The organism is Myxococcales bacterium (assembly GCA_016712525.1).
Taxonomy (GTDB): domain Bacteria; phylum Myxococcota_A; class Polyangia; order Polyangiales; family Polyangiaceae; genus JAAFHV01.
The window spans coordinates 1,143,588-1,170,043 of record JADJQX010000006.1; the positions used below are offsets into that span (position 1 = coordinate 1,143,588).

Genomic DNA, 26,456 nt, shown 5'->3' on the forward strand with positions numbered 1-26,456 from the left:
CCCATGCCCAACGCCACCCCCATCTACCTCGATCACAACGCCACGACGCCGATCCTGCCGGAGGTCGTCGATGCCATGCTCCCGTACCTGCGTGAGCACTTCGGAAACCCCTCGAGCTCCCACCCGTACGGCGCCGCGGCCCGTCGCGCCGTCGCCCTCGCGCGGGAAGATGTGGCCCGCCTCCTCGCCGCGGAGCCCGACGAGATCGTGTTCACGTCGGGCGGCACCGAGGCGAACAACCTCGCCATCTTCGGGGCGATGGAGGGGGCTTCGCGCCGAGGGCTCGTCACGTCCGTCGTCGAGCACCCCGCGACCTCTCGCCCCGCGGCGCGGCTCGAAGCGTACGGGGCGAAGGTGACGCGGCTCGGCGTCGACGACGCGGGGCGAGTGCACATGGGCGAAGCGCGGGGCGCGATCGACGTGGCGACGCGGCTCGTCTCGATCATGCACGCGAACAACGAGACGGGCATGCTCCAGCCCATCGCGGAGCTTTCGACCCACGCGCGAGCTCACGGGGCGCTCGTGCACACGGACGCCGCCCAGTCGGTCGGCAAGGTCGTGGTCGACGTCGGCGAGCTCGGGGTCGACATGCTCACCGTCGCCGGGCACAAGCTCTATGCTCCGAAGGGGGTAGGAGCTCTCTATGTGCGCAGGGGTGTCGCGCTTGCGCCGTTCGCGCTCGGCGCCGGGCACGAGCGGGGGCTGCGCCCAGGCACGGAGAACGTGGCGTCGATCGTCGGTCTAGGGACCGCATGTGCCATCGCGCGGAGGGAGCTCGCGAGCGAGGCGGCCCGAGTGCGCGCGCTCCGCGACAGGCTCCACCAGCGCCTCGCCGCGCGCGTCTTCGGGCTCGCGCTCAACGGAGGCGTCGAGGGGCGCTTGCCGAACACTCTGAGCGTCAGGTTCCCCGGGGTGCGCGGGAGCGTCGTGCTCGCGGGTGCGCCGGAGATCGCGGCGTCGACGGGCTCGGCATGCCACGAAGGTGGCGAGGAGGCCTCCGCGGTCGTCCTCGCCATGGGCATTGCCCCCGAGGATGCCCTTGGAACCGTTCGGCTCTCGCTCGGCCGAGGTACCACCGAGGACGACGTGGACCGAGCTGCGCACGCCCTCGCCTCGGCCTGGGAGCGGGCAGGGGGTGCGACGACGGTCACCGGCCCCACGGGCCTTTGACCCAGCCCGTGGAGGTCCCCGCCGCCCGCGTACCGAGCCTCGAGACCAGTGGGTAAGAAGATGTAGGTGCCCTCGAGGCCGAGCCGACGAAAAAAATGTTTCGTAGGGTGTCGGAAAGGGACGGGGCCCTTCGCTCTCCCCCTGAAGGCGCGACGAAGCGCCCCGAAAGGACCTGACATCATGAGCAAGAAGTTCCTCCTCCTCTATCGCAACCCCCTCGCCGCCGAGTCCGCGCCCCCGTCGCCGTCCGAGATGCAGGCGGCCCTCGCGCAGTGGCACGACTGGAAGTCTCGGTTCCCCGCGATCGTCGACATGGGCGACGGGCTCCTCCCCACGGGGCGCGCGCTGAAGGGCGGAGTCGTGACCGACGGGCCGGTGGTCGAGGCGAAGGAGCTCGTCTCGGGCTACTCGATCGTCGAGGCGGCCGACTACGACGCCGCGCTGGTCGTCGCCAAGGCTTGCCCGATCACGTTCATGCCGGGCGCGACGATCGAGGTCCGCGAGCTCGCGGGGTACTGAGGAAATCCGCGGGGAGCGACCATGACGTCCGCCGAGACATCGGTCGGCCTCGTGCTCCGGCACGAGTACGGGCGCATCGTGGCTTCGCTCCTCCGTGAGCTCGGCGCGCACAGGCTCGCGCAAATCGAGGACGGCCTCGCACAGGCGATGCTCGAGGCGACCGTGGGGTGGCGCGCTCGCGGGGTGCCTCCGAACGCCGCCGCCTACCTCCACAGAGCGGCGCGGAACCGCGTCATCGACGAGCTACGCAGAGAACGCAAGACCGAGGGGCTCGAGGCCGCCCCCGAGCCGAGCCTCGAGCCCACGGAGGTCTTCCTCGCCGACGAGCTCCACGACGACGAGCTGCGAGCGCTCTTCGCGTGCGCCGATCCCTCCATCCCGTTGCCTTCGCAGATCGTGTTCGCCTTGCGGGCCCTCTCGGGGTTTTCGACCCGCGAGATCGCGCGGCGGCTCGTGACCTCGGAGGAAAACGTCCAAAAACGCTGGGAGCGCGCGCGTGACGCCCTCGCCCAGGTCGACCTCTCGGCCGAACAGGCCGCCGACGACCGGGCCGCGCGGGTCGAGTCCGTGCTGCGCATGATCTACGTCGTCTTCACGGAGGGCTATTTCGCGTCGTCGGGCGAGCGTGTGCTGCGCCTCGAGCTGTGCCAAGAGGCCATTCGCCTCGCGGGCCTCGTCGCTCGGAACCCTCGCACCACGTGCGGCGCGGCGTGGGCGCTCGTGGCGCTTCAGCACCTTCACCACGCCCGCCGCGACGCCCGCGTGGGCGCCGACGGGATCCCCGTGTCGATCGAGGACCAAGATCGCGCGCTCTACCGCCGCGACGAGCTCGCCGTGGCCCTCGACGCGCTCACGCTCGCGGGGCCCGAAGGGCGCGCGTCGAAGTACGGCCTCGAGGCCGCGATCGCCGGGGAGCACGCGTTCGCGCCGACGTTCACCGACACACGGTGGGGAGAGATCGTCGCGCTCTACGAGGCACTCGCCCGCATCGACCCGTCCCCTCTGCACGAGCTCCACGCCTCGATCGCGCTCTCGTACGCCGAGGGGCCCGAGGCCGCCCTCGCGAGGCTCGCGACCCTCAGGCCGCCGACGTGGCTCGCCGCCTCGCACATGTGGCTCGCCACCTACGCCGATCTCCATAGACGCCTCGGTCACGAGCGTGAGGCCGAGGCGTACTACGCGAAGGCCATGGCCCTCGCGCCCCCCATCGAGCGCGAGATGCTCGCGCGCCGCATGCGCCGCGAAGGCCCGCGCGGGGGCTGACGACAACCCTGACAGGAGGCTGTCACTCGAGGGCGGTACGTAGGGAGACATGAACCTCTACCGCCATCCGCTCTCCTCGTGTTCCCGCAGGGCCGTCCAGACCGTCCTCGAGCTCGGCCTCGAAGACCGGGTCGAGCTCGTCACCGTCGATCTCGCGAAGGGCGCCCAGCGCGCCCCCGAGTTTCTCGCCAAGAACCCGAACGGCCGCGTCCCCGTCCTCGTCGACGGCGACTTCGTGCTGTGGGAGTCGAACGCCATCATGCAGTACCTCGCCGACGGCGTGCCCGGGCAGCGGCTCTTCCCCGAGGAGCGGCGTGCCCGCGCGGACGTCGTGCGCTGGATGTTCTGGAACGCGCACCACTTCTCGCAGGGCGTCTCCACGTTGAACCGCGAGCGCATGGTGAAAAAGATCCTCGGCCAGGGTGAGCCCGACCCGGCGGAGGTCGCGCGCGGCGAGGCGATGGTGCGCACGTTCGGCGCGGTGCTCGACGCGAGGCTCGAGGGGCGTGCGTACCTCGTGGGAGACGGGCTCACGCTCGCGGACATCGCCGTCGCCTCGGAGCTCTCGTCGTGGGAGCGCGCCGCGTTGCCGCTCGAGGGCTTCGGCAACGTGAGGCGCTGGTTCGACGCGGTCCGCTCACGTCCCTCGTGGGCCCGCTCGGGCGGGTGAGGGGCGCGGGGCACGAAAGCTGCTGCTCGCGCGGCGCGTTCTGCGCCATCCTGTGGCATATGAGGGTGCGTTCTCTCGGCGTAGGGCTCGTCGTGCTCAGTCTCATCGTGGGGTGCCGGAGACGAGAGCCGGGGGGCGGCGTCGACGGGGCTCCACCGCTCCCCGGACCGTCGAAGCCCGCGATGTCGGAACCGTCGCCGAGCGTCCCGGTCGCGGCAGGCCTGCCGGCATTCCCGGGCGCCGAGGGGTTCGGCGCGGCGGCCAGCGGCGGTCGTGGGGGGCGCGTCCTCTACGTGACGACGCTCGCCCCGCGTGGGCCGGGCTCGCTTCAGGAGGCGCTCGACGCCGAAGGGCCTCGCACGATCCTGTTTCGTGTGAGCGGCCGCATCGAAGCCGTGCCCATCCTGTCCCGTGGCGACGTGACGATCGCCGGCCAGTCGTCGCCCGGAGGGATCACGCTTCGTGGCCTGCTCGTTCAGGGGGATGTCGTGTGCGAAGGGCCTTCTGCGCCCGAGTGCCCGACGCCGAAGCTCGCCCCGAAGAACTTCGTCGTTCGCCACCTCCGGATTCGTCCTGGCAAATTCGACGACCCGAACGGCGCCGGGGACGGGCTCCGGCTCCACCACGCGAAGCTCGGCGTCGTCGATCACGTGTCGATCGGGAACGCCGCGGACGAGGCCGTGCAGATCTCGTTCTCGAGCGACGTCACGATCCAGCGCTCCATCTTCGCCGAGACCTTGGGTGAGCACGCGGAGTTTGGCGGCATGCTCGTGAACTACTCGGACCCGGCGCGCGGCGCGCCGCTCACGCGCCTCACCCTTCACCACAACGTGTGGAACCGCATTTTCGGCAGGCTCCCCGAGGTGAGCCGCGAGAACGTGCCCGATGCGACCACGATGGACCTCGAGGTGTCCGCGAACCTCTACTGGGACGCGCGTCGGCCGGCGTACGTCGCCGCGTCGAACCCGCAGGATGGCAAGAAGCTCCACTACCGCTTGAACTGGATATCCAACTACAGCGCCCAAGATCCTGACCAGTCGCGGAGCTTCGGCGTGCTCGGGATCGAAGGCGGCCCTACCCCCGCGCGGCCAGCGTTCTTCGAGGGGACGACGGCCTTCGTCTCCGGAAATCGGATGTCTCGCACGACGCGGACGGACCTCGAGCTCGTCTTCAACAATGACGACTACGTCCCCGAGGAGAAGGCAGGCTCCCTCCCCTGGGGCAACTCCGGGGCCGCCCGGCCCGCGTGGGCACGAGCTGCGCGGCACGACTTCCCGCCCGTGAGCTACCCTAAAGACGCCCGCGGGCTCGCCCCCGAGCTCTACGCCACGGCGGGCGCGTTCCCTCGCGATCCGCTCGATCGACGTGTCATGCGCTTCGTCAAAGAAGGCACCTTCGACCGCGCGCCGCTCGATCGAAACCCCGCCGGCGACACGGATGGTCTACCCTTCGACGTGGCCCCTCGAGCGCCCGCCGACACGGACGGCGACGGCATGCCCGACGAATGGGAGATCGGGAACGGGCTCGACCCGAAGAGCCCCGCCGACGGAGCGCTCACGACGCTCTCCACGAGGCGCCTCGGGATCGCGGGGTACACGAACCTCGAGGTGTACCTGGAGGAGCGCTCGCGCGAGGTCATGCGGGGGATGTGAGGCGCCGTGCGCGGTCGCTCCTCATTCGACGCCAAGCGACAACGTGGTCACGGCGACGCCTCCACGGTCGTCACGCAAGACCGCTACGAGGTGCACCACGCCGGGGGCTTCCGGGGCGAGCAGGTCGTTGTCCGACGTGCTCGCGGTGTCGTTCGAAGCGCGCCCCGTGCGCTCGTGGGACAGCGTTCCAGCCGAGGCGTACCACGTGACCCGGAGCGCTTCACGCCGCGTCACGAGGTCGTCTCCGCTGGGGGGCACGGCGACGTAGGCCTCGGCGCTCGTCGGTTCCCACGAGGCCCTCAGGGGGACGCGCGCTCCGCGCCGAAGGGTGCGGCGGGCCAGCGTGTCGCCGAGCGGCTCGAGGCGAAGGCCCGTGGGGTTCTCGTTCGGACGTGCCAAGCGCCCGAGACGCGCCGCGACCTCGGCGGGGACACGTGCGGGCGCACACGTGAGCCGGAGCGACGCGAAGGTCGTCGTGTCAGCCCCTCTCACGCGGAGCGGCTGATAGTGGCCGCCGGTGACGTCGGCGTCCCGAGGACGAAGATCGGCCGAGGTGACCTCGGGGCCGAACGTGAGGCACGCTTCGCGGGGCACGACGAGGGTCGCCTCCCCCGACGAAGTCGATCCGGCGAGCACGCCGTCGTCCCGCAAGCAGCTCGCGGGGGCAGCTCCGTTCTCGCCGAGCGCACGGGGGAGCGCGCAGAAGGCCAGCTCGACGGCGGTTCCCTCGACGATCCCGTCCCTGCTCGCGATGACGGGCGACACGCGCACCGTCGCGCCGGGAGGGGCCTCGGGAGGATCGAGCACGACGGCGACGACACGGGGCGAATCGAGGCGCGAGAGGCCCTCGTCGAGATCCGGACGGCACCCGAAGGCGAGCGTCGCGAGGAGGAGCGGAGCACGGAGCGCTCTCATCGCTCGATCCTCGCGCCCACGATAGCGAGCGTGGGGAGCCCCGTGATGGGCGCCTCGCGATCGAACCCCGCCGAGTACGCCATCTCTTCGACGTTCCTTGCCGCCGTCACGTTCATGACGTCTAGGTAAGCGGTCACGGTGGCCCCTCGGCCGAACGAGAACGTGCGGTCGAGGCGCGCGTCGAGCTGGAAGAAAGCCGGGAGACGCGCTGTGCCGGTGCCGCCAAGCACCGGATCGTACCTGTCGGCGAGCGCGTCGTAGGTGCGGCCCACCACCGGCGTGAACGGGTAGCCGGACGACGCGCGTCCACGAACCCCGAAGGTGAACCCCGCGAAGGTCTGCGACACGACGACGGAGAGGGTGTGCGGCTGGTCGAAGTCGAACCTACGGAAGGTCGCGTCCTCGAGGTTGCGCCGCTCGCTTCGGCTCACCGTGTACGCGACGAGCGCCGTGAGGCCGAACGACGTCCGTGCCCGCACGAGCCACTGCGCGCCGAGCACGCGGCCCTCGCCGTTCTGGGTGAGGGCGCGCGCGAGCTTGGGGCTCGGCAGGCGCGTCCGCACGGCGAGGTCGCGGAGCTCCTTGGCGAACACGACCATCTCGAGGGACACCCCTTCCGCGAGGCGGAGCGACTCCCCGAAGGTGAGGTGCGTCGCCTTCGCGAGCCCGAGCTCGGGTGTGCCGAAGACGGCGGACAGATCCTCGGGCCGCGGAGCCTCGTGGTACAGCCCGTACGAAGCGGAGAGCGCGAGCGCCTCGGTCACCGCGACGCGCGCCGACACGCGGGGCGCGAGCGCGGGCTCGAGCCGCGACAAGCCCGTGGGCGGTGTCTGCCCGATGGGGGGGACCGACCTCGAGCCATCGAGGAGGTACGTGTCGACGCGCAGCCCCGGGCTCAGCGTGGCCGGCCCGAGGCGAACGTCGGCGTGGGCGAAGGGCGCGACGTCGACTCCGTGCACGGTGAACGAGTCCTCCGCGAGGTCCCCCCCGGGCGGTCGCCCGAACACGTTCGGATCGCCCTCGCGCGCCGGGATGGTGAGCGAGCCCCGCCGCGTGACGTCCGTCGCGGTGCCGAGCACGTCGACGCCGGTCGTGAACGCGACCCACGACGCGGGGCGGGTGCGCGTCGATGCGCGGACGCCGTACACCGTGGCGCTCCGCGAGAGCTCGGCGGGCGCAACACCGAAGGACCGCTCGTCGCTCGCCGCGTCGCGCCCGACGAACGGCACGACGATGCTCGTCGTCTCCGCGGTCACCTTCGTGTACCGCGCATAGACGCGGCCGAACGAGGCGTGCGTCGAGGCCGTGCGGGTCACGGCGGGATCCGTGGCCGTCACGCTTCGCGCCGTCGCGCCGCTCGCCCCGAGCGCGACGACGTCGAGGGTCTCTCCGTCGGAGACGTCGATCGCCACCTTCGCCTGTGCGTCGCCGTAGCGTGGCACGGGGAAGACTTCGCCCACGTCGTCGGCCGAGACGAGCCTCACGAACGCGTCGAGCCAGCTCTTGCGAACGCCGAGCGAGACGCGGACGCGCGGCCCCAGACCGAAGCCGACCCGGGCCGAACCGTCGAGCGTGTCGAAGGCGACGCGCCCGCTCTCTCCCTTCGCGAGCGCGTGGGTCTCGAGACGGTAGAGGCCCCCGAGCCCGCGGCCGTACTCCGGGCCGTACCCGCCGGGGACGAGCTCGACGGCTCCGAGGAGATCACTCGGCACGACGCCCCGAACGCCGCTCGGGTGGAACACGAACGGCACCTCGACGCCGTCGATGGAGAATCGGGTCTCGGACGGCGCGGATCCCCAGACGATCACGTCGCTCGAGCCGAGCGCCGGGCGCGACACACCGGGCAGCACATGGACGACACGCACGGCGTCGTCCTGGGTCCCCGCCACGGTGCGCGCCTCGTCGGCCGCGAGCCTCACCTGCGTGGGCTCGTGACGCTCGCGCGGTCGACCTCGCACGGCGACGCTCGTGTCGGCGCGGGGGGGCTCGGCTCGCGCCGTCGCTGGGACCGTCGCCGCCGTGAGCTCGAGCGCGAGAGCGAGCGTGCGCCTCATGGGACATCGAGCTCGAGCGCGAGGGCACCCGCTCCGCGCCCGTGGTCTCCTCGGGTGTCGTAGGGCGTCGAGAGCCCACGTGCGGCCCCGACGAGGGCGCCGTCGAGCCACGCCTCGACCTCGTAGTGCGCGACGGCGGCCGAGCAGAGCGAGAAGGTGTCGACGCGCGCCGTGTAGCGCCCGGACGCCGGCCTGGACCGGTAGACGACGTGCTCGGTGCGGACGCCGTCCGGCGCGCACGACGCGAACGCGTCGACGTCGAGCACACCGGCGCTCGCGCCTCCGTCGGGCGCGGGTGGTGAGTCCTTTGCGACCTCGACGCCGGTCGGCCCGGTGACGCGGAGATCGAGATCGGCGGGCTCGTCCCACGTGAGCCGTACGACGAGGGCGCCTTCGGGCAAGCGGGTCGGCGCGATGACGATCGGGCGCGTGAGGCGCGCTCCGGGCCTACCCTCGCGGTCGACGCCCATCACCACGAGGGTTCGTGTCCCGAGCTTCGCGCGCGCCGAGATCCCGATCGACGCGGCGAACGTCGGCGCCTCGGGCGCCGTCACGTCCGGCGGTGAAGCGGTGAGCGTCCAGTACCCGACGTCTCCCTCGAGCGCGACGAGCACCCCCGTCGCCGCGCGCCCGAGCGAGCCCGACGCGGCGCCGACCGTACCCCGCGCCACGCGTGGCGCCGCCGACAACGTGAGCACGGGGGGCCCGTCGCCGTCCGTGGGGAGCGCCCCGCGCGTGAGCCGCGCGCCGGTCACGCGGAGCTCGGCGTCCGCGCCCACGTCGATCGTCGTGGCCGAGCAGGCCGCGGCGACGAGGCTCGCGAGGGCGAACGGGAGGGCGCGGCGGAGGGCTTCGCGCATCAGAACCCCACCACCGCGCGGAAGGTGAGCGAGTCGTCCGGCAGGGTGGTCGACGTCCCCGTGGGGCTCCTGCCGAAGGGGTTCTTTCGGTGATCGTACTCGACGACGAGGCGAGCTTTTTTCCAGCGGATCATCGCGAGGAGGGCCCACGTCGAGAGGCTCGTGTCACGCGGCACGCGCACGAACGGGAGGGCCTCGTCGGCGTCGGTGTCCGGATCGTAGGTGTCGAAGCGGACACCCACGAGGCCGAGCGGGGTGAGCTCTTGGGTGAGGCTGACGGTGGCGCCGAGCTCGCGGAGATCCCGGCCGGCGGCGACAGGATCCGCCACGAGCGTCCCACGTCCGAGGTTCTTCGCGCGTACGAGCTCGCCGCGCGCGGTGAGGTCGCCGAGGCCTGGGAGGGTCAGCGTCGCGTTCACGTCGGCGCCGAGCGCGAACCTCCGAAACCCTTCGGACGGCGTGCCGGGCGCCCCCGGGAGCACGCGGAGCTCGGGCACGTCCACGATTCCATCGCCGTTCTCGTCCCGCCATTGGACGGCGTCCTTCGTGGGCGGCGAGCCCGCGTGGAACCCTCGCCCGGTGAGCCCCGAGACGCCGGCGGAGAGCCGCAGCGCGCCGAAGATCGAGCCCGTCCCGCCGACCCGGAAGACGAGGTCTTTGCTCGTGTCGGGATCTTGCCCGGGGAACGTGCGGTTGCCGATCGGGGAGCCGTTCACGACGGCGAACGCGTAGCTTACGTGGCCGAAGCCACCCATGATCCGCACGCCGAGGTCGTACGACTGTGGCACGAGCTCGTTGGCGAAGGTGCTGCGCTCGAGGAAAGGCCGGACGTTCTCGCGCTCGGGCACCTCGTAGCCGAAGGGGGTCATGAGGAGCCCCGCCGACACGGCGAAGGTCGGGCGAGCGAAGGTGGCGCGCGCGAGCTCCGCCGGGCCGCGGTAGGGCTCGGACGCGGGCCACTTGAAGGTCGCCTCGGCGGCGAACGGGCGCACCTGGGGCCCCGCGATCGTGTTCGCGTCGAGCTCGAGGGCGCCGTGGAGGTACCCCTGATCGGACTCCGCCCGGAGGCGCGCGCGACGAAGCAAGAAGCGGCTCTCGTTGAGCGGCGCCCCCGTCGATGGGTCGAGCTGGCTCTCGGACGATTGCCGGAACGCGACGGCGTCGACGTGCACGTACCCCGAGAGCGCGAGCGGTCTCCCCTCGTCCGCCGCGCGCGCTCGCGCGGGTGGGAGAGCGAGCCCCGCCGCGACGACGACCCCGAGAAAGACCCGCCTTCGCGTCACGGGACCGGAGGGAGGCCCCCGTCGGGCAGGAGCTTCGGGAGCACGGGGTTCTTGGCGATACGGACCGCGGTCGTGCACGCGTTGATGATCTCGGCGTGGGTCTTCGGGTCGTCGAAGCAGTCTTTGGGTCCTCCGTCGGAGAGGCCGGAGTCCGAGGGCTCGGTGGTGGGTGACGTCCTCGGCGCCGGCGCGCGCGCGTCCACGGTCGACTCTTTGATGCTCGTGTCGTCGCACGCCGCGAGCGCGAGGCCCGTGAGCACGACGGGCACGACGAACATGAGAGGGGAGAGGCGCGTGTCGCGGTTCATCGGGCCTCGCAGTAGCCGTGTCGGCAGACGCCGGCGGCGCACGGGGTGGTGGCGGAGCACGCGGCGCACGTGGTGCTGCCGCCCGGGACCTTCGCCTCGAAGGCGCACGTGCAGGGCTCGGGTGGCGCGAAGAGCGACAGATCGCCCCCGTCGGCGGTGCGGGTGACGCGCATCGCGCACTCGGGCACGAGGCCGCTCGCGGTGACGGAGTCGAGGCCGTCGAGCCCCGGCTCCACGCGCTTCCCGAGGACGAGCTCGAGCACCCTGCGCGCGTTCGCGTCGATGGGGATGCCCGCGCCGTCCACGCGGACGATGTAGGGCGTGGGTGACCAGGGGAGGTAGTGACCGTCCCGCACGTTGCGTTTGTCGAACGCGGTGGCGCTCGTGTCGGGGAAGTAGGCGTACCGCTGGCCGAACGCGCGGAAGGCGAGGAGCTTCACGCGCTCCCGCACGGTGTCGTAGACCTCGGTCCCCATGAGGCCGATCGTCGCGCTCGGGTTCGGCGATGCGGCGACGAGCGCGAGCACCTCGGTCGAGGTGTTGTTCGGTGGGACCGTGCCGCGGAGCGCGCTCGCGCGGAGCCCCATCGCCGCGGCCAAGGTGAGCGCGGTGCTCGCCGTCGGGCCGCGCGAGAACCGGAGCGCCTGATCGAGCCACGGGTTGGCTGCCCCGTCTCCCGCGGGGAACCCGTACGCGAAGTACCCCTCCTCGGCCGTGATCGCGACCTCGGGGCTCGCGAGCGGCACGATGAGCCCGTAGGCCTGGACGGGGCCGTTCGTCACCGCGACATCGGCCGGCTTCGTCGGGAGGGTGGGGCAGCTCGAGAGGTACGTCGCGCCGATGCCGAGCCCAATGGGATGGCCCCCGGGATCGTCGGCCTCGCAGGTGGGCGAGGGCATCTTCGGGTCCCACGTCGGGTCCTCGCCGGGCATGGGCACGTAGCGGATCGGTCGCGCGCCCGTCGCGTCGTTCACGAGGGCCTTGCCGCCGTACATGTCCGCCGCGAGCGTGCACGTCGGCAGGTTCTTGTAGACGATGCGCAGGGGCGACCCCGACCGCGCGAGCGCATACCCGAGGCGCTTCAGGAGCGGCTCTTGGGTGTCTCCGTTCTCGACGTACACGACGGGCTGGGGTCCGAGCGTGCTGCACGGGGCGGCGAGCCCTTCGCGCGCGGCAGCCGTGAGCGCCAGGCCCACGAGCAGGCCCGCGAGAGGCCCAGGGCACCGGACGGGCGTTGGCTTCATCCCGTTGGCGTACAACGAGGAACAAGAAGGATCAATAAGGACAATTTGGGGAACGACGTTCCCCTTCGGTGCCCGGGGGGCTCCGCGGGCGGTTACGTCCCGTTCTCGTACCGGATCGCGCCGGCGTGCGAGGCGTCGTACCCGGCGAGACGGGCCAGGGCGCGCCGGAAGGTGGCGGTCTGGGCGACCTCGCACGTCGCGATGGCGGCCTTGGTGCCGAGATCTTCGGCGAAGAGGAGCAGCTCGTAGGGCTCGCGGGCGATCGTGAGGAACCGGAGCCCCGCGCGCTCCGCCCACGCGGCGGTCGTGAGGGCGAGGTCGGCCTCGCCGCGGTGGACGGCGAGCACGGCGTCCCGGTGCGAAGGGTAGGCGGTCTCGGCGAAGGCGAGGCGCTCGCGTGTGAGCGTTGCGTCGGCGAGGGCTCGATCGAGGTGCCCGCGGATGCCCGCGCTCGGAGGCCTTCCCGCGAGGTGCTTTCGTTCGAGGGCGCGGAGCGACGACGGCGCCTTCTTCGCCGCGAGCCCGACCTCGCGCGTGACCAGGTGGATGCGCGCGAGGCGCACGTCGGCGAGGGCGCGTGGCGGTGGGCCCCCGTGGTACGCCGCGAAGAGCACCTCGCGGCGTTCGAGGGCGGAGCGCGCCGAGGTCGCGTCGGCCTGGACGAAGCCGAGGTATGTCCCGCGCGCGCGGAGCGCTTCGAGGAGAACGTCCACCACGACGTCGCCGTTCGCGGCGAGGAGCGGCGGTGGCCCTGCGCGGAGAGCCATGGTCTCGGGCCGCTCGGGCGCCGGCTCGGTCCGCGGGGCAGGCGCGTCCTTCGCGACGGGCTCGCCGGCCCACGCGCGCACCTCGGCCTCGACGAAGCGCCACTCAGAGCCCACCCGATGCGCTGGCAGCCCACGCGCGAGCAGCCGATACACCTGCTTCGGGTGCACCCGGAGGAGCTTCGCGACGTCACGCGTGAGGAGCAGAGGGCGAGAGGTCACCGAGACAGGGTAGACGAGGTGCGAGCTCTCGCGAACGGTCAACGGCTCATCGCCTCGAGGAACCCGAGGTGCGGGAGGTGCTTCGAAGACGACTGCGCGGCGAGGTACTTCCGAAGGGCCGGCTTCCCGTGCCCGTAGCCCTGTCGGTGGGCGTTCTCTTTCGCCGTCTCGAGGGCAACCTTTCGCATCCGCGGAAGCTCCGCGCCGTTCAGGCCAAGGGTCTCCTCGACGTCCCTGCGAACCGCGGCGTCGTCGGACGTGATGTAGATCTCGGAGACACCCGGAGCTGTGTCCCGGCGCTCGTAGCGCACACGGTTCACACTCACTCTGCTCGTGGGGTCGACCGTGATCACCGTCTGGTGTTGCGCGGAGTCGCACGTGCGTGAATCGTTGCAGGACCCGAGCAGGTTCTCCCACGTGAGAGCCGAGCCCGGCGCTTCGTCCAGCGGCGTTCGATGCGCGATCCGCATGTTGTGGGTCGTGGTCTGGGTAGCACCTTCACCGAACGTTCGGCCGGGCTTGCCCGTTTGGATGCGTCGCTCGCAGAACGCGCAGAGGTAGCCCTGCTCCTTCGCGAGCGACAGACGCACTTCGTCCTTGTCTAGGCTGTTGAAGGCCGCGCGCGCCTTCTCGGTCGTGTCGAGCTCGGGCTTGTCGCGACAGGCCTGCGTGATGGTTTCGGGGGCGGGCCCCTTCTGCACGTACCTCACGACGCCGTCTCTTCCCCGGTTGGCTCCTCTTCGGGCGGAATGAACCCGGCCTGGAGCTCGACCTCGGGATCGAAGCCCTCGACCTCGTCCCGAAGCTCCGCAACGAGTGTGCGCGCCTTGGCGAAGTCGTCGGCGTCGACGGCTCGTTGGAGCGCGATGATCTTCGTCGCTACCTCGCTTGGGCGACCGCTGTCTCCGAAGGCGCTCTCGAGGATGCTGTTCGTGTCTCGCTTCCAGGTCCCCGCGTCGAGCGGCTTCTGCGCGAACCCCTCGAGGAGCCGCACGCTGCGTCGATGGACGCTCGAGAGCACCTGCGGCGAGTGAGTGGAGACGACGAGCTGCGCGTTGGGGAAGGCCGCGCGCAGGCGGCCGAGGATCTGGCGCTGGAGGCCCGGGTGGAGGTGCAGCTCGAGCTCGTCGACGAGCACGATCACCTCGCGCTCGAGCGGCGCCGGATCGTCCGGGGCGATTTGCACCATGCGCCGCGCCAAGTCGCCGGCCATCGCCACGAGGCACTTCTCGCCGTCGGAGAGCTGTGAGACGTCGAGGGTCTCTCCGCCTCGCTCGATCACCATGCGCTGCGGGCGCCGCTCGATCCGAAGGCTCTTGCCGCCCGGAAAGAGCCTCTCGATCGCCTCACGGACGAACGAGAGGCGCGCGTGGAGGACGCCGTCCGCAGGTGGGCGAAGTCGCTCCTCGTTCTCGAGATCCTCTTCACGGCGGTACCACTCGAAGAACCCGCGGAAGTTGCTCGCGCCGTCCTCGAGCGCGCCGTCGTACGCGGCGAACGCGTCGAAGGCTGTCTCGTCCTCACTCGCGTGGATGCGCGACGGGATGTCGAGGGCGCTGCGGTTGGTCGGGAAGTAGAGGGCGAGCGGAGGAGATCCCGACTTTGCTGGGATCGCCCCTTGGATGCTGGCGCTCGGGTCGGAGGTCGCCGTCCACGATCCAGTCTCGTTCCCTTGTGAGACTCCGACCGTCACCCTAGCGACGGTCGCGCCGAGGCGCACGTCGCGACGCCTGGGGTGAGCGTCGGTCCACGCTCCCTCGCGGTGCAGGGCGTGCACCTGCGAGAGCATCATGGCGATCGCGTCGAGGATGCTGGTCTTGCCGGCGCCGTTGACGCCTACGAGCACCGTCACGTCCGGCTCGAAGGTGAGGTCGAGCGAGGCGAAACCGCGGAAGTCCGTCAGCGACAGGGACGTGAGGCGCATGGCCTCGACACGCTACCAGAGGCCGCGCACGCACTCCGCGGCCCTCGCGAGAGGAGCGATCTGGCGACCGGAGGCGAGCCAGAGAGGGGCGGTCCAGCCATCTCTCGCTCCACCCAACCCCGACCGCGTCCCTCCCCAAAAATCTCCCCACCCACCCGGTCGCGACCGGCCCTCGACCCAAAAATCTGCCCCTTCACCCGGTCGCGACCGCCTCTGTGCGCAAAAATCTCGCCTCCAACCCGGTCGCGACCGGCCTCTGACGCAGATTTTTCGCCTCCAACCCGGTCGCGACCGCCTCGACGGCCAAAAATCTGGGCTCGGACCCGGTCGCGACCGGCTTTTTCTGCGGAAATCTGCGTGTTGGCCCGGTTCGTGGCGGGCTGCTGAGCACCTGCCGGCGTCTCCGTCCCCATGTGCGCGAAACGAAACGAGGCGGAGCCCTCGCGAGCCCCGCCCCGTCGTTGCCGTCGGCAGTCGGTCAGTCGGTGGGGCCGGGCTCGCCTTCGGGGGCCTTCTCGGGGGCGGCGGCCTTGGGGCGGCGGGCCTTGGCGGTCTCGGCCTCGAGCGGGCCGAGCACGTCGGCGCGCGTCTCCGCGGAGGGGGCCGAGAGCTCGAAGACGGTCGTCAGCGCGGACACGGCGGCGATCCACGCGTTGCGCGCGGCGACGGCGTCGGTGCCCTTCGACTCGGCGGGCGTGGCGGCGAGGCGCGTGCGTTCGGTCTCGGTGCGACCGAGCTCCTTCGCGATCTTCTTCCAGCGCGCGACGTCGTCGGCGAGGGTGCCGTCGGGCGTGGAGATCGAGGCGAGCGTGGCGAGGTGCACGTCGGTGAGGCGCTGGTCGACGAGCGTGGCCTGGCCGGCCTCTTCTTTGTAGCTGGCTTGCGCGGCGGCGAAGCCTGCAGGGAACACGGCGCGGCCGGCCTCGAGGTACGCCTCGGCCTGCTCGGGGGACTGGGACGCATCGGAGAGCGCGGTGCACACACCGAAGATGCGGCGCACGTACGCGTCGTGATCGCGATCGAGCTCGACGCACCGATCGCTCAGCGCCTTGAGCTGGGCTTCACGGGCGCCGTTGCCCGTGCGGCCCTCGATGGCCTCGAGCGCCTCGTGGGCCGTGGCGACGAGAGGCACGAGGCCGGCCGTCGAGGGCAGGGCCATGAGCGCGGTGTGCGCCTTTCGCCGCGGCGTGACCATCTCGGCCGAGATGTGGATCATCTCGGCGCTGCTGAGCGACTTGAAGTTCATCGAGCACCGTCCTCCCGTGGAAAAAAGAAGGGGCGATGTCCCTCACCACCCCCCTTGGGCTCGAACATTAAGCGTGGTGAATAGGCGTGTCGAGGGGGAAAAGGGCTCGGGTGGCCCGGGAGGCAAGCCGGTCGCGCCAGTGTCGCCCGTGACTGAACCCTGGCCCTCCAAGAGGGCCGAGCACGCGATAAGGTGGCGCCATGGTCCTCACGCGGCTTACGGTCGAGAACTTCACGGTCTTCGGGCCCGGGCGGACGACGTTTGACCTCTCGAGCGGGGTGAACGTGCTGGTCGGCGAGAACGGCACGGGCAAGACACACCTGCTCAAGCTCGTGTACGTCCTGTCGCGTGTGAGCGAGGAGCACGGGCGTCGGCAGGTAGCGGCCGCACCGCGACCGCATACGAACCTCGCCCGACCCGAGTCGAGCGACCCCGATCAAGGAGCCACGCAGAACGAGGGAATCGACCGGTGGATCGCGACTGATTTGAACGAGGTCTTCTTGCCCGATTCGCTAGGAAGCTTCGCACACCGGAGCGGCGAACCTTGCGTGATCTCGGCGGAGTGGGGGCGCGACGTGGCCGTCTGGATCAACATCGGCAAAGACGGCCGGATCGGGGCGACGCTCCGAGGCCAGCACCGTGGTGCGCAGCCCTCCCTGTTCTTGCCCTCGCGCGAGCTGCTCACGATTTACCCGGGTTTCGCGGCGGCTTGGCTCCGTCGTGAGTCGTCCTTCGATCGGACGTACCTCGATCTGTGTTTGGCGCTCGGCCTGCGCCCCCTGCGGCCCGAAGCTCGCGCGGGGGCCATCGAGGACCTCGCGACCGTGCTCGAAGGTACGTTGAAGGGCCCCGTGACCATGGAGGGGGACCGCTTCTACCAGCAGCAGCCCAGAGGCCCCATGGAGGTGACCATGGTGGGCGAGGGCGACCGGAAGATCGCGATGCTCGCGTACCTCTTGCGGAACGGGTCCCTCGCTCCGGGAGGGCTCCTCGCGTGGGACGAGCCGGAGGCGAGCCTTAACCCGAAGCGGGCGAACCTGATGAGCAAGGTCGCGTTCGACCTCGCACGGGCAGGGATTCAAGTCGTCCTCTCGACGCACGACTACGCGCTCTGCTCCGAGCTCGACCTCGCGGCGAAGAGAGGCTCCGAAGAGAAGCTCGCGTTCTTCGGTTTGAAAGAGGGCGACCGTCACGTCGAGGTGGAGCGCTCCCCGAGCTTCCTCGGCCTCAAGGGGAATCCCATCCTCGAAGCCTTCGCGGACATCTATGACCGCGAAGAGGCATGGCACCGAGGCGAGGGCGCGCCGTGAAGCGACCGTTCGAGGGGGATGGGATACGCTTCGAGGTCGACGACGCAGAGTGGCAGGCCTTCGAGAAGTGGGACGCTACCTCGGCCTACCGCGCGGGGCTCGCGAAGCTCGACGGGTCGGCCGCCGTGGACTTTGTGGGGGTCAAGGCGGGCTCGATCCACTTCATCGAGGCCAAGGTGTACACGGGCACACCGAGCGAGCCCTACGCGCACGCCATCGAGAACAAGAAGGCTCAAGTCGAGTCGCTCCCGCACAAGGTCGCGTGCAAGGTGCGCGACACCATCGCAGGGCTCGTGGCCGCACATCGCTCAGCCGAGCCTCCCGAGAGGTGGCTCATGGCCTGCGTCGAAGCCATGAGGAACCCTGCGCGCGCCATGCGCGTCGTCGTGTGGATCGTGGAGCCGGACCGTCGGCCCGGCGAGCCCGAGACCAAGCGAAAGGCGAACCGCAAGAACCGAGACGACCGGATCCGAGCGGCGCTGAGCTGGCTCAAGGCGAAGGTGACCGTGCTCGACCCCTCGCGCGAGACCTGCGTTACGGAGCTCGACGTGCGTCGGTTGCCGATGTCGCCGTAAGTCCGCGCCCCGCGCTTCTCACGCACGCGTGACGCGAAGACATGGCCGCTAGCGCATACGTTGCGCGCGGGAGTCTCGCCGTCTCCCCGTGGCGCATTTCACTTGCGACCTTACATTCCACTTCATGAAGGTCCGAATCCTCCTTGCGGTGCTCGTGGGCCTCGCGCTCGTCGCCGTAGTGGGGTCCGCGTCGGCCGAGCCCACGTCGGCGAAATACGTCGAGGGGAGGCTCCTCGCGCCGTGCTGCTACCAGCAGACGCTCGACATCCACGAGTCCGAGCTCGCCACCGCGCTGCGCGTCGAGATCGACGGCCGCGTCGCGCGGGGGGAGAGCGCCGCGGCCATCGAAGAGGACATGGTCGCCCGCTACGGCGAGCGCGTGCGCGCCGTGCCCAAGGGCGCCGAGCCGCGCGGGGCCATCACGATCGTGGGAGGCCTCGCCGTGCTCGCGTCGTTCCTTGGTATGCTCGGCCTCGTGCGCCGATGGTCGCGACGTGCGTCGAAAGAGAGCCCCGAGCCTGCGCGCTCGCGAGCATCGAGCCGCACGACGGATGTCGCGCTCGACCAACGCATCGACGCCGATCTGCGCGCCCTCGACGACGCCAGCGCGTGACAGGCACGCGAGGGAGAACCGACGGCCCGCCGTTCGCCGCCCTTTGGGCTGGCACCCCCCACCTCCCTCGACCAACTCTCAGCGCTTTCTCAGGGGAGCGGCCCCTCGGGGCGGCCGTACCTCGCGTCATGCGCCACGCACGGAACGACGTCCCGAACCGAACCGCCCTCGCTCTCGCCTCCACCCTGATCGTCGTGTGTGCCCTCTCAGGCTGCGGGACCGCCGGTGACCCCGTAGGCCCGCAGACCCCGTGCGTGGGAGACGCCACCCCGTCGCCGACGGGGCCGACCTCGGAAGCGCCCGCGCCTCACCCCGGCGCGAGCACGACGGATGGCGGTGACGCTGGGGCGGCCGAACCGGAGGCTGCCGATGGCTCCGAACCGGGCGTCGGCGCGTTCAAGCCGTGGGCGATGGCCGCGGGGGATGCGCGGCTCGAACCTAGCCTCACCCACGATGCCGTCGTCGTCGTGCGTCCGGGGGCCTCGATCACGCTCGAGCTTCTGGCATCTTTCCAGGCAGCGTCGAGCTCCTACCGCGTCGTCACGGCCCTCCGCCCGGTCACCAATCCGGGCTCCGGCGCCCCGTGGGAGACGTCGCGCTGGGCGGTCGGGGTCAACCCGACCACGCCGAATCCGCTGTCGATCGTGAGCGGTGGGGCGGTCTCGATCTACGTCGACGTGGGGTGCCCCTCCGGCGCCGAGTCCGAGGAGGTCGACCTCGTCGTCTCGCTGGTTCGGGAGGGCGCGTCGACCGGCACGCCGCGGAGCGTCGTCCTTCGCTTCGCGAAGAAGGCGATGTAGCCGCGACCCCCGCGACGATCGTGTCACCCGCTCGCGAACACGAACCTGTACCTGTCGGCACCCTTCACGCTGCGCGTGAGCTCCGCCAGGGGCACGCCAGTGAGTTCGACGGGTGTCGGGCTTTGCGGAAGCGCCTCGAGCCCGATCGCTCCGAGCCACGCCTGCACGGCGACCGTGAGCGTCACCGTGCCGTTTCCTTGCACGTCGGCCGTCGTGAAGGGGCAGCCTTCGATGGCCGCGACGCCGTTCGTGACGAGCTCCGCGGCCGGCACACGCGCGCGGAGCTTGCGCACCTCGGCGCCCTTTTTTGCCTCTCCTTCGAGCAGCACCGCGGACCCCACAAGCTCGGGCGACGGGCCTCCGGCGGGGGCATCGACGAAGGCGACCCGCGCGCTCCTGTACATGCCGGAGACGCCGCTGCCCTCGCCGAGGGTCGCCCCCGCGAGCAGATCGACGACCGTGGGCACGAGGTACTCGCCGCGCGCCTCTCCGGCGACGTAGTGACCGGGGTGCGCGTGCGCCACCGGCACGAGCCGCGCGAAGGGCGATGGTCTCCGCCTCGGGGCGTGCGCGGCGAAGAGGGTCTCTCCCTCGAAGAAGGTGAGCGACGCGAGCGACACGAGCGCCCGCGAGAGGGAAACTTGCCAACCCTCCTTCGTGACGAACGTCGGCTCGACGCGGGCGACGCGCACCGCGAGCACGACGCGGCGCCCCGTGGTGCTGTCGGCCTCGGCCTCGCACGCGGCGAAGAGCGGGGCCGTGAGCGCCGCCGCGAGGAGCGATCGACGGGAGAGGGCGACCTTGGGCGGAGCGCTCATCGGGCCCGCGCGATGCACTCGCCCTCGCCTCGAAAGTGGCCGACCGTGCGCGTGAGGCCCGTCACGAAGGCGCCGAGGTCGGTCACGTCGGCCGCGCTCCCGGTGCCGTAGGGGCCGTTCTCTTTCGGGAGGCGCGCGAGCTTCACCGCCGCGAGCTCCGCGAGCGTCACCTCGCCGTCCTTGTTGGCGTCGGCGTCGGCGAGGTTTTGGAAACGGAGCTTCGCGTCGGGCGATTGGAGATCGTCGTAGAAGAAGTGGTCGCCGTGGATCGTGAGCTCGGCGTCGAGGCTGCCTCCGCTCGTCACCACCACGCCGAGGACCTCTTGTCCCGACTCTTCGACCTTGCAGTCGTCGAAGAGCGTCTTCGTCGAGAAGCCCCACGAGAAGCGCTTCTGCTCGGCGCCCTTCTGCGCCTTGCCCTCCACGTAGATCGAGTAGCCGCCCTTCGTCATGAGGGCCTTGTCGGCATCGGTCGCGCCCTGCCCGAGCTCCGTCTCGGCCGTGACGGGTGTGATCATGAAGCTCACCTTCGTGTAGGCCTGCGCGGGAAGCGTGCCGGCTGCGAAGACGGGCTTGGGCGCGGGCACCACGTGGTTGAAGAGCCTCGGCTTTGGCATCCTGGCCTTCGAGGTCGTGCCATCCGAGACCTCGACCCCGTCGAGCACGACGAGGAACTTGTCGAAGGTGACACCCCAGCCATCCTCGAGCTCGGTCGAGGGGATGCCCTTCTCGATGTACTCCTCACCCCACGTCGAGAACGTGAGCTCCCCCTCCGCGGTGGAGCAGGCGAGGGCGGGGAGAAGGAGCGCGACCGAGGTCGCGGCGTGTCGGAGGAAGCGCATGGGTCTTCGGTAGCACGAAGTTTTGAGTTCGTGTCACGATCTCGGATGCGCCTGCCCAAAAGGGAAGCGAGCTCGGCCATGAGGCGTGGCGCGACCCGACCGCGACGGGGCACGGGAGAACAACGCGCCACCCGGCCGGGCGGTTGCACACCGTGCGTCTCTGGCGTCGCCCCACTACGCTCGTCCGCGCGCTCTGCGCCTTCCGGCCGCGGGGCACCGGGGGCGCGGGCTCCCTGTCAGAGCAGGATCTTCTTCCAGGTGCCGCCGCGGAACTTCAGCGTCATCACCGTACACGCGCCGATGGCGTAGAGCACCGCGGCCGACCACATGCCCACGAGGCCCACGCCCGCGTAGATGCCGAGCACGAAGGCGAGCGGCACGAGCACGAGGAAGATGAGGCAGAGCTGCGCGATGGCGACGAACACGGTGTTGCCCGCGCCGAAGAGCGCCTCGCTCAAGATGAGCGCCACGGCGATGAGCGGCGTCACGAGCGCCATCATGCGCATGGGCATCATGGCGGCGGCGCGCACGGGCTCCGAGTGGGTGATGAACCCGACGATCTGCGGGGTGAACAGCACCCCCTCGCAAAGCGCGATCACGCCGAAGATGGCGAGCCCGAGGCGCACACTGCCCCACCCGAAGCGCTCGGCGTCCTCGGGCCTTCGCGCGCCGAGCGACTGGCTCACGAGGGTGGCCGTGGCCGTGCCGAAGGCGATGCACGCCGTGAACGTGAGCTTCAAGATGGCGACGATGTTCGTCGTGGCGGCGCCGTTGATGGCCTCGGCCTTGCCACACGCGGCCATGGCCGCGCTCTCGACGGCCACGCTCGACGTGGCCGCGATCTCGTCGAGCCGGCCCGCGACGCGCGAGAACGCGCCGAACCCGACCATCATCACCACGGTGGCCGCGGCCGCCGGCAACGACAGCTTCAGGAGATCGAGGGTGAGCCTGCCCGAGAGGTTCGAGAGGCGCAGGGGGACGTAGGTCTTGCGCTCGGGCAGGGTGAACGCGAGCACGATGAGGAGCCCGATCCACGTCGACACGAAGGCCGAGAAACCCGCGCCCGGCGCGCCCATCTTGGGGGCGCCGAGGTTCCCGAAGATGAACATCCAGCAGAAAAGAACGTTGAACACGTTCATCACGAGCGCCGCCACGAGGTGCACGTGGGTCTTGCCGATGCCGTCGAAGAAGGCCTTCACCCCGACGGTCATCGCCATGCTGATGATGCCGAGCAGGCGCCAGCGCGAGTAGGCGAGGGCCACCGAGTGCACCTCGGGCCCGAGCTTCATGAGCGAGAGCAGCGGACCTATCGTGAAGGCCCCGAGCACCGACATGACGAGCCCGCCGACGAGGCAGAAGAACGCCGCGTTCGCGAGCACCGCGCCCGCCTCGTGGGGCTTCTTCTCGGCGTACCTGCGCGCCGTGAGGGCCTGCGTTCCTACGCTGATCGCCGAGAGCGAGCCGCCGAAGAGCCACACCAGGATGAGCGAGGGCAAGAGCGCCGCCTGCGCCGTGGAGGCATCGCACCCAGGGAGGCGCGCGAAGAACACGACGTCGATCTCGTTGACCGCGCTCTGCGAGAGCATCGCGATCACGGTGGGCATCGCGAGCTTCAGGATGGTCCGGTACGTCGGGCCTTCGATCAGACGCAAATCGACGGGTTTTTGCTCATCCATGGGGACCGGCCGCTCGCCGGAGGTGCGGACCCAATACCGCCCGCGAACGCTCGTGACAAGAAATCCGGCGTAACGGCCGGGGGATCGGGCTCGCGAGGTGCCTCAGAGGGGGACCTCGCTCGGGGGCGCGTTCGGCTTCGGGGGCTCTTTGGTCCGGGGCCTCGTCGAGGGTGGGGGCGGGGGAGGCGTCGGCTCGACGTGGGTCGCCTCCTCGGCGGAGATGTGGCCGTTCCACCACATGAGACCGATCTGGACACCGAAGAACGGCGCGACGCTCGGCCGCGTCAACCGGGCGTCGAGCTCGGCGAAGGGGCCGAAGGTGAGGATCACGCGCTCGCGGCGGTGCTCGTCGAAGAAGCGCCCGGGCTCGAAGCGGTCGTGACGCTCGAGGTCGACCCCGTAGAATGCCGATGCGTACGGTCCGAGCCCCACGAGCATCCGTTCGTCGTACCGTTCGAGCGCGAAGTGAAGGCCCCCGTCCACGAAGAGCATCCCCGAACGTCCCACGTCGTGGGCGAGGAAGAAGCCCTCCCCGAGCGCCAACGCCTGCGAGCGCCCGGTGAAGTTCCCGCGGAGGCCGCCCGAGACCCCGACCGCGCCGCGACCGTCGTCGGTGGGCGCGCCGAACCCGCGCTGCGCCATCACGCCTACCCCCGCCGACACGGGCTCCGTTGACGTGGCAGGCATCAAGGTCGGCCCCGCCGAGACCCTCCCGAACGACGTGCAGCCCGAGGCGAAGGTCGCCCCGAGGCTCGCGAGGAGCAGCGCGAAGACCTTCGTGCTCGGGCGCGCCGACAGGGGCATTTCAGCGTCGCGTGGGCTTACGCTCGCCACCGAGGCGGGCGCGCATGCGCTTCACCTCGGCCGAGTCGGGGTGTTTGGCGAGGTACTCGTCGAGCACGTTCTTCGCTTCGGTGCGCCGCCCCGAGGACTCGAGCACGGTCGCGAGGAAGATGCGGGGCTCGGGCGAACCGTCGTGTGCGGCCCAGGCGCGGCCAGCGCGGCGAGCCTCTTTCGAGTCACGCGCTTGGTACGCGGCCTTGGCCCAAGCCTTGAGCGCCTGGGGATCCTGGGGGCTCGCGTCGGCCTCGCGGCGCTTCTGCTCGAGCTCGGCGAGCGCGTCGGAGCGCGACTCGCGGGCCGTGGCGCGTCGGAGGAGCGAGCCACCTTCGTGCTTCGGGGCGGGCTCGGCCTTCGTGGGCGTGCCTTGCTCCTCGCGCTCCTTCGCCGCGAGCTTCTCGTCCTCGCCGGCACCCTTCGGCGCCTCTTCGGCGGGGACGCCGGTCGCGGGGGCCCTCGGCGTGAGCTCGGCGCTCGTCGTCTCGGTGGTCGAGACAGGCTTTCCTCGCTCGCCCTCGGCCTTCTCACCCTCGGCCCCTGCGCTCGCGGTCGGCTCGCCCTTCTCGGGCACCTTCGCGGGCGAAGGCGTCGCGGGGGCCACGGCGACCTTCGGGAGGTCGTCCACGGAGACCGGCGTCGGCGGAGGCGCGGGGGGCTCGCCACCGGAGACGAGCGGGAGCGAATCGACGCTGATCGTGGGGATGACCGCGGCGTACGAGCCCTTCTTCTGCTTCGTGTCTTTCACGTAGGCCACGCCGCCCGCGAGGAGCACGGCGAGCGACGCGAGCCCCGCGAGGCCGAAGATGACCTTGCCCACGCCGCGTCGGCGATCGGTCCGCGCGATGGCCTGGGTCATGGCCTCACGGAACGCCTTCGCGTCCTCGAACCTGTCCTCGCGTGCCTTCGACAGGGCGCGCATGACGACGGCCTCGAGCGCCGCGGGGATCACGCGGTCCTTCGCGATCTGCGACGGCAGCTCGGGAGTATCACGAAGCTGCCGCCCCATGATGGCCACTGCAGAAGGGCCCTCGAACGGCGCCGAGCCCGTGAGGAGCTGGTAGAGCACGCACCCGAGGGCGTAGATGTCGCAGCGGCCGTCCACCGGCTCGCCTGCGACCTGTTCCGGAGCCATGTACTCGGGCGTGCCGAAGATGGCGAACCCACGGGCGCGGATGGTGTCGTCGCCGGCCACGTCGCTCACGCACATGGCCACGCCGAAATCGAGGAGCTTTACCGCACCGTCTTTGGTGACGAAGAGGTTCTGCGGCTTGATGTCGCGGTGCACGAGCCCGGCGTCGTGGGCGACCTCGAGCGCGTGGGTCACCTGCGAGACGAGCGACACGGCCTCGCGGTACCCGAGGCCGCGCTTTTCGCCGTCGCCCGAGTCGTCCCCGAGGTTCGCGTACGCGTCGAGGGTCTGGCCGTCGAGCAGCTCCATCGCGAGGAACACGCGGCCGTCGAGGGACTTTCCGAAGTCGTGCAGGTGGACGAGGTTCGGGTGGGTGAGGTTCGCGACGACGCGCGCCTCCTTGCGGAAACGGTCGACGGAGCTGGCTGCCGACGAGTGGGTGGGCGCGAGCACCTTGACGGCGAGCCTGCGACCGAGCTCCACGTGCTCGGCCTCGAACACTTGACCGCTCGCGCCCTCGCCGATCTTCTTCCCGAGGCGGTACGGCGTGCCCGAGAGCACCGCGGGATCGTCGGAGACCTCGCGTTGAGCGAGCTCGGCGACCTTGCTCGACGACGGGGTCACGGCCTCGGCGCGGAGGTGGCGTGCCTCCTTCAAAAGCTTCGCGAACTCGGCGCGCGAGCGCGCGGGCTCACTCGGCCAGAGGGTCTTCATGAGCGAGGCGATGCGGCTCCGGAGGCCGCGCTCTCCGCCCTCTTTCGACGGGGCGAGCTGGAGCACCTTGATGAGGTCCTTCGCGGCGGCGCCCGCGCCCGAGTAGCGCGCCTCGGGGTCGTTCGCCATGAGCTTCTGGAGCACCACGTCGAGCTCCTTCGGGATGCCGCGCGACTTGGCGAGCTCGGGCACGGTGAAGCGGCCCTGGGCCACGTCCTCGAGGTGCTTTTGCGGGTCGCCGGTGAGCAGGCGCTTGCCCGCGCAGAGCTCCCAGAGCATGACGCCCATGGCGTACACGTCGATGCGTCCGTCGCCGACCTCTTGCCGCGCCACTTCGGGGGCCACGTAGCCGGGCTTCGCGAACACGACGCCCGCCACCGTATGGCAGCGGCGGTTTTGCCCGCGCGCCGTGCCGAAGTCGATCAGCTTGAGCTCACCCGAGAAGCCGACCATCACGTTCTGCGGGGAGAGATCGCGGTGAACGATACCGAGGGGCGTGCCGTCGGCGCCGGAGCGCTCGTGCACGTGGGCGAGGGCCTGTCCGAGCTCGATGGCCATCGCGACGGCCTCGGGCCACTCGACGCGCGCGCCGAGCTGGATCGCGCGCTGCCGCACGTCGGCGAGCGAGCGCCCCTCGACGTACTCGACGACGGTGTAGGGCTCGCCGTGCTCGTCGCTCGCGGCCTCGAGCACCTGGGCCACGCCCGGGTGATTGAGCTGCGCCTGCACGCGGGCCTCGTCGAGGAAGCGCGCGAGGAAAGAGCCGTCGTGGATGTGGTCACGGCGCACCGTTTTCACCACACACGGGCGCTCGGCGCCTTCGATCCCCGTCGTGGCGGCGAGGTAGACGTCGCCCATGCCGCCCCGGGCCAGGAGGCGCAGGAGCAGGAGACGCCCGAACACCCGCGGAAGCGGGATCGCGATGTTGCCCGAGGAAAACCCCGCCTTCGTCTCTTCTGCCGCGCTCATGGCCAGGATGCATATGGAACCGCGAGGAGAGGGGCCAAGTTTCCGGCGCGCGCCGCGCGATTCGGCAACGAAGACG

The 26,456-nt window shown here is 70.8% G+C and carries 24 protein-coding genes; 9 read left to right on the forward strand and 15 right to left on the reverse strand.

Translation table 11 applies throughout. The features are described from left to right. Positions 1-3: 3 nt before the first annotated feature. The 5 genes from IPK71_16840 to IPK71_16860 all read left to right on the forward strand — a co-directional run bounded on the left by IPK71_16840 (position 4) and on the right by IPK71_16860 (position 5,274). Positions 4-1,170: a cysteine desulfurase gene (locus IPK71_16840; protein ID MBK8215409.1), complete on the forward strand. Its 1,167-nt coding sequence runs from the start codon at positions 4-6 to the stop codon at positions 1,168-1,170. 180 nt (positions 1,171-1,350) lie between these two features. Further along, on the forward strand, positions 1,351-1,689 hold the full coding sequence (locus tag IPK71_16845) for a hypothetical protein (protein ID MBK8215410.1): 339 nt from the start codon (positions 1,351-1,353) through the stop codon (positions 1,687-1,689). Between the two features lie 21 nt (positions 1,690-1,710). Next, complete coding sequence (locus IPK71_16850) at positions 1,711-2,952, forward strand: sigma-70 family RNA polymerase sigma factor (GenBank protein MBK8215411.1); 1,242 nt, start codon at positions 1,711-1,713, stop codon at positions 2,950-2,952. A 49-nt stretch (positions 2,953-3,001) separates the two neighbouring features. Further along, complete coding sequence (locus IPK71_16855; GenBank protein ID MBK8215412.1) at positions 3,002-3,622, forward strand: glutathione S-transferase family protein; 621 nt, start codon at positions 3,002-3,004, stop codon at positions 3,620-3,622. Between the two features lie 59 nt (positions 3,623-3,681). Continuing rightward, entirely contained in the window at positions 3,682-5,274 is a 1,593-nt protein-coding gene (locus IPK71_16860) for a hypothetical protein (protein ID MBK8215413.1), read from the forward strand. 21 nt (positions 5,275-5,295) lie between these two features. Here IPK71_16860 and IPK71_16865 read toward each other — a convergent pair whose 3' ends face one another. From IPK71_16865 to IPK71_16910, 10 genes are all read right to left on the reverse strand, one after another. Further along, complete coding sequence (locus IPK71_16865; GenBank protein MBK8215414.1) at positions 5,296-6,189, reverse strand: hypothetical protein; 894 nt, start codon at positions 6,187-6,189, stop codon at positions 5,296-5,298. Beyond that, positions 6,186-8,243 (reverse strand): TonB-dependent receptor, encoded by a 2,058-nt coding sequence (locus tag IPK71_16870; protein ID MBK8215415.1) that lies wholly within the window; start codon positions 8,241-8,243, stop codon positions 6,186-6,188. Before IPK71_16870 ends, IPK71_16865 begins: the two co-directional genes overlap by 4 nt. Then, on the reverse strand, positions 8,240-9,103 hold the full coding sequence (locus tag IPK71_16875) for a hypothetical protein (protein ID MBK8215416.1): 864 nt from the start codon (positions 9,101-9,103) through the stop codon (positions 8,240-8,242). The genes IPK71_16870 and IPK71_16875 overlap by 4 nt, the downstream gene beginning before the upstream one ends. After that, on the reverse strand, positions 9,103-10,386 hold the full coding sequence (locus IPK71_16880; protein ID MBK8215417.1) for a hypothetical protein: 1,284 nt from the start codon (positions 10,384-10,386) through the stop codon (positions 9,103-9,105). Before IPK71_16880 ends, IPK71_16875 begins: the two co-directional genes overlap by 1 nt. Next, positions 10,383-10,694 carry a hypothetical protein gene (locus tag IPK71_16885; GenBank protein ID MBK8215418.1) on the reverse strand — a complete coding sequence of 104 codons (312 nt, stop codon included), beginning with the start codon at positions 10,692-10,694 and terminating at the stop codon, positions 10,383-10,385. The genes IPK71_16880 and IPK71_16885 overlap by 4 nt, the downstream gene beginning before the upstream one ends. Beyond that, positions 10,691-11,938 (reverse strand): hypothetical protein, encoded by a 1,248-nt coding sequence (locus IPK71_16890; protein ID MBK8215419.1) that lies wholly within the window; start codon positions 11,936-11,938, stop codon positions 10,691-10,693. Before IPK71_16890 ends, IPK71_16885 begins: the two co-directional genes overlap by 4 nt. Positions 11,939-12,030: 92 nt before the next feature. Next, entirely contained in the window at positions 12,031-12,924 is an 894-nt protein-coding gene (locus IPK71_16895) for a helix-turn-helix domain-containing protein (protein ID MBK8215420.1), read from the reverse strand. Between the two features lie 38 nt (positions 12,925-12,962). After that, on the reverse strand, positions 12,963-13,634 hold the full coding sequence (locus IPK71_16900; GenBank protein MBK8215421.1) for a hypothetical protein: 672 nt from the start codon (positions 13,632-13,634) through the stop codon (positions 12,963-12,965). Further along, a complete protein-coding gene (locus IPK71_16905) occupies positions 13,631-14,848 on the reverse strand; it encodes an AAA family ATPase (protein MBK8215422.1) in 1,218 nt (405 codons plus the stop codon). The genes IPK71_16900 and IPK71_16905 overlap by 4 nt, the downstream gene beginning before the upstream one ends. A gap of 478 nt (positions 14,849-15,326) precedes the next feature. Continuing rightward, positions 15,327-16,094 carry a hypothetical protein gene (locus IPK71_16910; GenBank protein MBK8215423.1) on the reverse strand — a complete coding sequence of 256 codons (768 nt, stop codon included), beginning with the start codon at positions 16,092-16,094 and terminating at the stop codon, positions 15,327-15,329. Between the two features lie 200 nt (positions 16,095-16,294). Here IPK71_16910 and IPK71_16915 point away from each other — a divergent pair, with 200 nt between their 5' ends. The 4 genes from IPK71_16915 to IPK71_16930 all read left to right on the forward strand — a co-directional run bounded on the left by IPK71_16915 (position 16,295) and on the right by IPK71_16930 (position 19,392). Further along, the gene (locus IPK71_16915; protein ID MBK8215424.1) at positions 16,295-17,404 is read left to right on the forward strand and encodes an AAA family ATPase; all 1,110 of its coding nucleotides are present in this window, start codon (positions 16,295-16,297) and stop codon (positions 17,402-17,404) included. Further along, positions 17,401-17,979 (forward strand): hypothetical protein, encoded by a 579-nt coding sequence (locus tag IPK71_16920; GenBank protein MBK8215425.1) that lies wholly within the window; start codon positions 17,401-17,403, stop codon positions 17,977-17,979. Before IPK71_16915 ends, IPK71_16920 begins: the two co-directional genes overlap by 4 nt. A 124-nt stretch (positions 17,980-18,103) precedes the next feature. Continuing rightward, positions 18,104-18,592, forward strand: a complete 489-nt coding sequence (locus tag IPK71_16925) for a cytochrome c-type biogenesis protein CcmH (protein MBK8215426.1) — start codon at positions 18,104-18,106, stop codon at positions 18,590-18,592. A gap of 128 nt (positions 18,593-18,720) precedes the next feature. Continuing rightward, complete coding sequence (locus IPK71_16930; protein MBK8215427.1) at positions 18,721-19,392, forward strand: hypothetical protein; 672 nt, start codon at positions 18,721-18,723, stop codon at positions 19,390-19,392. Positions 19,393-19,415: 23 nt separating this feature from the next. Here IPK71_16930 and IPK71_16935 read toward each other — a convergent pair whose 3' ends face one another. The 5 genes from IPK71_16935 to IPK71_16955 form a co-directional block, all read right to left on the reverse strand. Then, complete coding sequence (locus IPK71_16935; protein MBK8215428.1) at positions 19,416-20,210, reverse strand: hypothetical protein; 795 nt, start codon at positions 20,208-20,210, stop codon at positions 19,416-19,418. Next, positions 20,207-21,052 carry a hypothetical protein gene (locus IPK71_16940; protein ID MBK8215429.1) on the reverse strand — a complete coding sequence of 282 codons (846 nt, stop codon included), beginning with the start codon at positions 21,050-21,052 and terminating at the stop codon, positions 20,207-20,209. The genes IPK71_16935 and IPK71_16940 overlap by 4 nt, the downstream gene beginning before the upstream one ends. A gap of 236 nt (positions 21,053-21,288) precedes the next feature. Beyond that, on the reverse strand, positions 21,289-22,728 hold the full coding sequence (locus IPK71_16945; GenBank protein ID MBK8215430.1) for an MATE family efflux transporter: 1,440 nt from the start codon (positions 22,726-22,728) through the stop codon (positions 21,289-21,291). A gap of 102 nt (positions 22,729-22,830) precedes the next feature. Further along, the gene (locus tag IPK71_16950) at positions 22,831-23,532 is read right to left on the reverse strand and encodes a hypothetical protein (GenBank protein ID MBK8215431.1); all 702 of its coding nucleotides are present in this window, start codon (positions 23,530-23,532) and stop codon (positions 22,831-22,833) included. A gap of 1 nt (position 23,533) precedes the next feature. Next, entirely contained in the window at positions 23,534-26,380 is a 2,847-nt protein-coding gene (locus tag IPK71_16955) for a protein kinase (protein MBK8215432.1), read from the reverse strand. Positions 26,381-26,456: the final 76 nt, after the last annotated feature.